Annotated in this window: 6 protein-coding genes and 1 pseudogene; 3 read left to right on the top strand and 4 right to left on the bottom strand. The window is 51.6% G+C overall.

Annotation, left to right across the window (positions count from 1 at the left end; all coding sequences use genetic code 11):
* Window positions 1-107 precede the first annotated feature (107 nt).
* Both HPY90_RS08435 and larE read left to right on the top strand, forming a co-directional pair.
* A complete protein-coding gene (locus tag HPY90_RS08435) occupies window positions 108-710 on the top strand; it encodes a ferritin-like domain-containing protein (protein ID WP_013175821.1) in 603 nt (200 codons plus the stop codon).
* Between the two features lie 197 nt (window positions 711-907).
* Complete coding sequence (larE, locus tag HPY90_RS08440; RefSeq protein ID WP_287193576.1) at window positions 908-1,729, top strand: ATP-dependent sacrificial sulfur transferase LarE; 822 nt, start codon at window positions 908-910, stop codon at window positions 1,727-1,729.
* Window positions 1,730-1,939: 210 nt separating this feature from the next.
* Here the strand turns inward: larE and HPY90_RS08445 are convergent.
* The 4 genes and pseudogenes from HPY90_RS08445 to holA form a co-directional block, all read right to left on the bottom strand.
* Window positions 1,940-3,424, bottom strand: a pseudogene (locus HPY90_RS08445) (copper-translocating P-type ATPase); the annotation flags it as partial.
* Window positions 3,358-3,945 carry a cation transporter gene (locus HPY90_RS08450; RefSeq protein WP_273699318.1) on the bottom strand — a complete coding sequence of 196 codons (588 nt, stop codon included), beginning with the start codon at window positions 3,943-3,945 and terminating at the stop codon, window positions 3,358-3,360. The pseudogene HPY90_RS08445 and the gene HPY90_RS08450, both read right to left, overlap by 67 nt.
* 41 nt (window positions 3,946-3,986) lie before the next feature.
* The gene (gene fdhD, locus HPY90_RS08455; RefSeq protein ID WP_273699317.1) at window positions 3,987-4,775 is read right to left on the bottom strand and encodes a formate dehydrogenase accessory sulfurtransferase FdhD; all 789 of its coding nucleotides are present in this window, start codon (window positions 4,773-4,775) and stop codon (window positions 3,987-3,989) included.
* Window positions 4,776-4,808: 33 nt separating this feature from the next.
* A complete protein-coding gene (gene holA, locus HPY90_RS08460; protein ID WP_273699316.1) occupies window positions 4,809-5,795 on the bottom strand; it encodes a DNA polymerase III subunit delta in 987 nt (328 codons plus the stop codon).
* A 224-nt stretch (window positions 5,796-6,019) separates the two neighbouring features.
* Between holA and HPY90_RS08465 the strand changes: the two genes are divergently transcribed.
* A complete protein-coding gene (locus HPY90_RS08465) occupies window positions 6,020-7,396 on the top strand; it encodes an NAD(P)/FAD-dependent oxidoreductase (protein WP_287193582.1) in 1,377 nt (458 codons plus the stop codon).
* Window positions 7,397-7,503 lie beyond the last annotated feature (107 nt).

The following is a 7,503-nucleotide window of genomic DNA, read 5'->3' on the forward strand; positions in this document are numbered from 1 at the left end:
AGTTTTTTAAGAACCAGCACCTCCTGATAATCTTTGGTATTGTCACCTCTTCTTTCCTCTTAACATAGATTACTGCAGGAGAACTGTTGAGAGGAGGAAAGGTCGTGGTGATACGCATAGAATATGCAACCGCTACAGAAGGATTCGGTAGCAGGCAGGATCATGAGAATGTTGAAACCCAAAAACACAAGCCTAGGTGGTGCGCCGAGCATTTGCCTTATCCGCCGGTCATGGTCGAAAATCCCAATCCTTTTTATGCCACACTCTTAATGGAAGACCACGCCGGCCGCATAAGCGAGATGTCGGCCATAACTCAGTATCTATATCACCATCACCTGTTGAATGAACATTACCCAGACCTGGCAAGCCTCTTGGAATGTATCGCCTTGGTCGAAATGACCCACATGGAAATGCTGGCAGAGGCTATTATCAGGTTGGGAGGCAAGCCTAAGTTCGGAGCACCCTGTAACCAGACTATCAGTTGGTGGAAAGGAGACCGCATTTACTATGGATGCGGCATCTGCGACATGTTGGCAGCCGACATACAAGGAGAAAAGGACGCTATCTCTCAGTACCATCGCCACCTGGACGCTATAGATGATAAATACGTTCGGGCAATCCTCGCCAGAATCATAAAAGATGAAAAAGAACACATACGGCTCCTTACCGAAAAGTTCAACAAGTATTGCTGTAAGAATAAGAACAAGTAGTTTTAAGTCACCCGAAAGCCCAGGATTGCCTTTCTACCCTGCCTTTTAAGGAGCCTTGAGTTTTTGGTGTTCACCTTGTCTAAATGATGTTGTCCATGATACCTTGATATTGAAATTAAGCACAAATACGAAGAGTCCCGAAGTTTGCCATCGAGCTACTCTGATCCTGCTGCGTACATGTGAGGAGCTGTTGCAGTATGCACATCCTTGAAACCAAGTTAGCAAGATTACAGGAGATCGTTGGATCATTGGAAAGCGTTGTCCTCGGGTTTTCGGGGGGAGCAGATAGCACTTTACTCTTAAAGGTCTCTTTAGACGTTTTGGGGAGAACTAAGGTATTGGCAGTCACTTTCCATTCGGAAATCCAGTCGGAAAACGAGCTGACCCACGCCCTGCAGCTTGCTCAATCAATGGACGCTCAACACTTGGTGATCGAAGGCAACGAGCTCCAAAACGACCTTTTTGTGACTAATCCCCCCGACCGCTGTTACTACTGCAAGCTGCGGCGCTATCGTCAGCTCTTGAGCCTGGCAGCCGAGCGGCAGTTTCGTAACGTTATCGATGGTTCTAATTACTCCGACCTTGCTGACTACCGCCCCGGAATTAAAGCTCTTCTGGAACTCGGAATTAAATCCCCATTGCAGGAAGCTCAATTGACCAAGGACGATGTACGAGCCCTTTCCTTCAAACTGGATCTGCCCACTTGGAACCGCCCGGCTCAAGCCTGTCTCGCCTCGCGCATTCCTTACGGGCAGAGGATCACAGCCCTTGCCCTGCAGCAAGTAGCAAAAGCCGAAAAGGTATTGTCGGATGCCGGTTTTTCCCTATGTCGCGTGAGACGTCACGGTGAAGTAGCTCGGATCGAGGTTCCGCGCCAGGACCTTGTGCGCTTGTTCCAACAACCCGGAATTGATGACATCGTGCAGGCCATCAAAGCGACCGGCTTTCGCTACGTAGCGGTAGATCTCGAAGGCTATCGCACCGGAAGCCTGAATGAATTGCTTGAACCAAACGAGTAATCCTGAAACGGCTGTCACTAGTAAACCTTCGCCCTTTTCAGCCTCAAAGCGTTGGTTACCACTGACACGGAGCTCAGAGCCATAGCCCCTCCCGCAAATACCGGGTTTAAGAATCCAAAAGCTGCTACCGGAATCCCTATTAGGTTGTAGATAAAAGCCCAAAAAAAGGTTCTGCTTGATGTTACGCATGGTAGCTCGACTCAACACCAGAGCCCGTGGACACCCGCGCAGGTCTCCTTTGACCAGGGTGATGTCCGCCGCTTCCATAGCAATGTCGGTTCCCGTACCCATGGCTATTCCCACGTCGGCACTGGCCAGGGCCGGAGCATCATTGATGCCGTCGCCAACAAAGGCCACTCTTCGGCCTTGGGCTTGTAGCCGCCTTACTTCCCTGGCCTTTTCTTCCGGCAAAACTTCGGGCAAAACCTTTTCTCGTTCTATCCCGACCTGCTCAGCCACTGATTCGGCTGTGCGGCGGCTGTCTCCGGTAATCATCCACACCTCGATTCCCATGTCTTTCAGCCTCTGCACCGCTTCGCTCGAATGCTCTTTGATGGTGTCCGCAATACCAAAAACCGCGGAGGCAATGCCTTCTATCGCCATCACCGCCGTCGTCTTACCCTCAGCCTGCAGCCGCTCAAGGGTTTCCCCGAGTTGCAGAATGTCCACTTCCGCTTCTGCCAAGAAACGACTGGTTCCTATCATCACCGTTTTCCAGTCTACCTTGGCCACAACCCCCTTTCCGGGAACCGCCACGAAATCGCGTATATCACTCGCCAGCGTCTGTTTTGTTCGCTCGATGACAGCGCTGGCGATGGCTTGGGCCACCGGGTGCTCCGACATCACCTCCAAGGCCGCTGCCATTCCCAGAAGGGTTTTTTCTTCTATCCCTACCTCGGGCACCATCTCGATATCGGTAACCTGAAGAACACCCTTGGTAACAGTTCCGGTTTTGTCGAGTACGATGGTGTCAACCTTGCTCGCTCTTTCCAGGGGCTCCCCTCCTCGAATCAGTATACCCATCTCCGCGGCTTTCCCCGTTCCTACCATGATCGAAGTGGGGGTTGCCAATCCCATGGCGCAAGGACAGGCAATAACCAGCGCTGCCGTTGCGTTCACAAGACCGTGTTCCAGGTTACCTGGATCTCCCCACCAAAACCAGCCTGCAAAAGTCACAACCGCAATGGTTATAACCACCGGAACAAAGTACCCGGCCACCACGTCGGCCAAACGCTGGATAGGAGCCTTCGAAGCCTGGGCTTCCTTTACCGCCCGTATAATCCGGGCCAGAACCGTATCTTCACCAGCATGAACTACCTGCACCCGCAGGTGTCCAAATTCGTTCACCGTTCCGCCTACTACCGTATCCCCTACCTGTTTGTCCACGGGAACGCTTTCACCTGTGAGCATGGACTCGTTAACGGTCGAATAACCCTCGATCACAACCCCGTCAGCGGGAATACGCTCACCCGGGCGCACGACAGCCACATCACCTGCTTTCAGTCCGGCTACAGGAACCTCGATTTCCCTACCGTCCCTTATAACCCTGGCCATGTTCGGCTGCAGGCTGGCCAACTTGCTGATGGCTTCTGAAGTACGCCCTTTGGCTCTTCTCTTCAGGTATTTCCCTAACAGGACAAGGTGATGAGCAGTGCACTGACCTCGAAATAAACATGGGAACCGGGAATAAGCCACGACGAAACCAAGCTGTACAGATACGCTGTGCTGGTCCCCAATGCCACCAGCACATCCATGTTGGCCGCCCGTCCCCTCAAGGCCAGATATGCGCCTCGATAAAAAGGAAAACCGGCCCCGAACTGGATGGGAGTCGCCAGCACCGCTTGGGTCAACCACGAAGTCAACAGCCCTGGCAACCTTAACCCTAGCAGGTGGCCGGCCATTATCACCAGAAAGGGCAGTGATAGAACAGCCGCGAAAACAAGTCGCCTCTTGTATTCTTCCAATTCCGATTCATCGTCTGCAGCGAGATAAGTAGCCCCTTTATTGCTGGCACTAACCGAGTAACCCAGCTTTTCGACCTTCTTAACTATATCTTCAAAGTCCACTTGACTCGGCTCGAATTCCACCCAGGCTTCTTCTGTCGCCAGGTTGACTCGGGCCTCACATACCCCGGGAAGGCGGGCCAATCCCTTTTCTATGCGGGCGGCACAAGCCGCACAGCTCATTCCCTTGACTTTGAAGGTAACCCGGTCCATCCCCTCACCTCCACTTTTCCGAACTGCCCTTCCAGCCTGTTTCAGCCTTCCAAAACGCGCTCTGGGAAGCTGTAAATATTGAATCGGCTGCCTCGAGCAAACCCGATCACCGTTACCCCTGTTTTACGTGCGATGTCCACCGCCAAGGCCGTAGGAGCCGAACGTGAAACCAATATCCCTATCCCCAGCTTGGCGGCCTTGATAATTATCTCGGAAGATACCCGGCCTGTAGTAACGAGCATCTTATCTGCCAAAGGTATGCCATCTATAAAGCACCTGCCAACTATCTTGTCGGTGGCGTTGTGCCTACCGATATCCTCCCTGAATAACAGGATGTCTGAGGGGGTACACAGAGCCACCCCGTGAACAGCCCCGGTCTTAACGAACAGTTCTGATTCCCTCTCCGCCTGCCTCATTAAGTCTAGAATAACCGAACCCGTTACTCTAAACCCGTCGTCTTTGACCTTCAACCCCCATACGGCCTCAGGATTGTGAAACGAAGACCCTTTCCCACAACCGGTAGTAACGAACCGTTTCAGAAATGTCGATGCTTGAACGCCGTTGCTTTTCACCGTAACATAGGCGCTGTTACGGGAATCATCAACCTTAACCCCGATGAGGTGGTCTCTTTCCCGAAGAAAACCTTCTGAAACCAAAAAACCTACCGCCAGTTCCTCCACATGTTCCGGGGTACACATAAGAGTCACGATTTCTTCGTCGTTGAGGTAAATGCCGAGCGGCACCTCTTCTACCAACTGGTCAATAACAACCTCCCTGGTACCTTCGTTGCACCGGTAAATCTTGAACTCTCGCATCCCCTGGTCCATCATATCACCTACCGTTTAAGAATTTACTAGCCACCGCTACACCTTGCATATCTCAGCCGCCAGAACCTCGAACAGCATTTTCTCGTTCGAGGCCCCGGACCCCTTCAAGGCCTTATCCGTCTCCAAGAGATAGTTAAAAACAGCCTCTATCTCCCTCCACCCGAATTTCTCCGCGGCCTGAAGCAGCTTTTTGGCAACAAAACCGTGTTTAAGGTTCAACACATCGGTTATTTCCGACGCGGTCGTTCCCTGCTGTTTGAGAGCCTTGGCCTCAGCCATAAGGAGGAATTGCTTGGTCAGGGTATAAAGAATCAATCCGGGAGGTTCTCCCTGAGCAAACAGCCGTGAAACCGTTCCGTATGCAGCGGCTAGATCACGGTTGAGAAGAGCATCGCTCAAAGCAAATATTTTTACATCCTCTCGCAGGTCCAATAGCTCTTGGGCCTCGGCCGTACTCAGTCTCCTCTTCTCACTGGCCAGACACAGTTTTTCTACCTGGTTTTCTAAAGCCGACATGTCCCAACCGCTGCCGGCAATCTCTTCCACTAGCTTGTCCTCTGGTTCGACACCCCTTTGGGCGAACTCTGATTTTACCCACGACTGTAGCTCCCGCTTGTTCAGCCTCTTAATCTCTTCTACCATTTTCTGCTTTTTCAAAAGCTTTGCAAGCTCGCTTTCGGTGGGTAAGGACGGTGTAATCAAAATCAAAACCTGAAGAGGGTTAGGGGCTCCGACGTATTGGAGCAGTATCTGTTCAACATTGCTCGGCTTTCGTGACCTCTTAGGACCTCCTGAAACGAGGCACGGCAGCCGGTGCAGTACCAACACGCGAACATAGCCGAATAGCGGAGCAAAATGCAGCAAGTCGAAGAGCTCGTCCTCTCCCAACTCGTCCCCGTCTTTAAAAACACACTCAGGTTCCTCTCCTATTTGATTCCGAATTTCTTCGATTATTTGCTTTAACCGGTTTTCTATCAGATACGGCTCATCCCCGCAGAGAACCCGAATTTCTCCCCCTTGCATACAGGTGCTCCCCTATCCAGTAAATTTCAATCACCGATGGTCAATACCGGTTTCTAACAACAATGATATTCTTGTGGGCAAGAGGTGTCAAAAAACGCACTTATTCCCGCTCGGCAAAAGCCCTGCAATAATGTCATATATCTATTAGTGTAAATTCCCGAACTTCTTGCCGATGGTATAATTTTATATAAAGGTAAAGGTGCCCTTTGAAGGAGGAAAGATTTTTGAATAGAGACTTCGATGTCATTATAATTGGCTCCGGCCCCGCCGGTATCTTCTGTGCGAGGGAATTAACCAGGAACTCCGGCTTAAAGGTCCTTATGTTGGAAAAGGGAAGAGATGTCGAACAACGAAAATGCCTCATGGATCTAGATGAAAGCTGTCGCCACTGCCAGCCTTGTTCCATCATGAGCGGTTGGGGCGGGGCTGGGGCCTTCTCTGACGGCAAACTGACTTTGACTACCGAGTTTGGCGGTTGGTTGGACAACTATATCGGGAAAGACAAGCTGGCCGAGTTAATCGAGTACGTAGACGGAGTTTACGTGGAGAATGGCGCCCCTGACCGGGTTTTCGGCTGCGACGATGATTACTTTGAAGACCTCAAACACCGGGCTGCCCGCGCCGATCTGCGTCTGGTTCCAGCCCGCATCCGCCACATGGGAACCGAAAACACTCACCGTGTCCTGGTCAATTTTAGACAAGGCCTAGAAAAAAGCTGTGAAATCCATCTCAACGAACCGGTAGAAACGATACTGATGAACGGAGAAAAGGTTGCCGGTGTCCACACTGCACAAAGAGATTACCGCGCCCCAGTAGTGGTGTGCGCCCCTGGTCGGGAAGGAGCTCAGTGGTTTGTCGACGAAGCTCAAAAACTGGGGTTGGTTCTCAAGAACAATCAGGTCGACATCGGTGTGCGGGTAGAGATACCGGCCAGCACGATGCAGGAAATTACCGATCACATATGGGAACCGAAGATCATATATTATTCCAAGAGCTTCGATGACCAGATCCGCACTTTTTGTGTTAACCCTCATGGTGAAGTAGTTCTGGAAAACACCAATGGGCTGGTAACCGTAAACGGTCACTCCTGGGCGGATCGCCGGACGGATAACACCAATTTTGCCCTGCTTGTCAGTCAGCATTTTACTGAACCCTTTGACAAACCTATTGTCTACGGCCGCTACATCGCTTGTTTGGCCAACATGTTGTCAGGAGGAGTAATGGTCCAAAGATACGGAGACCTGAAAAAAGGACGCCGTTCGACCTACAGCCGACTAGAACGTGGGGTAGTTTGCCCAACTTTGCGAGCCGCAGTTCCAGGTGACCTGTCTTTAGTTCTGCCTCACCGCTACATGGTAGGCATACAGGAAACCCTGGAAGCCCTCGACCGGTTTATTCCCGGGATCGCTTCTGACCACACGCTGTTGTACGGGATCGAGGTAAAGTTTTATTCCGCCCGTCCAGAGTTAGATTCAGGGCTCCGAACCAAAATAGAAGGGCTGTACGCCGTAGGCGACGGGGCAGGTGTCACTCGCGGGTTGGTTCAGGCCAGCGTTTCCGGTGTAGTCGCGGCTCGGGACATACTAGCAAGGCTGCTTTAAGAGATTTGAGGCTGATTGAGGCAGACATCTATGGCTCTCCTCCGGGTCACCACTGGAGAATGAAAATAGATCCTATTTTCAGGGCAGCTACCCCGCGACACTAGAAG

This window comes from Syntrophothermus sp. (assembly GCF_013314835.1).
Lineage (GTDB): Bacteria > Bacillota > Syntrophomonadia > Syntrophomonadales > Syntrophothermaceae > Syntrophothermus > Syntrophothermus lipocalidus.

Excerpts from the sequence above, each read along its gene's own strand:
- fdhD (WP_273699317.1), bottom strand. The coding sequence starts at position 4,775 with ATGATGGACCAGGGGATGCGAGAGTTCAAGATTTACCGGTGCAACGAA.
- holA (WP_273699316.1), bottom strand. The coding sequence starts at position 5,795 with ATGCAAGGGGGAGAAATTCGGGTTCTCTGCGGGGATGAGCCGTATCTG.
- HPY90_RS08450 (WP_273699318.1), bottom strand. The coding sequence starts at position 3,945 with ATGGACCGGGTTACCTTCAAAGTCAAGGGAATGAGCTGTGCGGCTTGT.
- larE (WP_287193576.1), top strand. The coding sequence starts at position 908 with ATGCACATCCTTGAAACCAAGTTAGCAAGATTACAGGAGATCGTTGGA.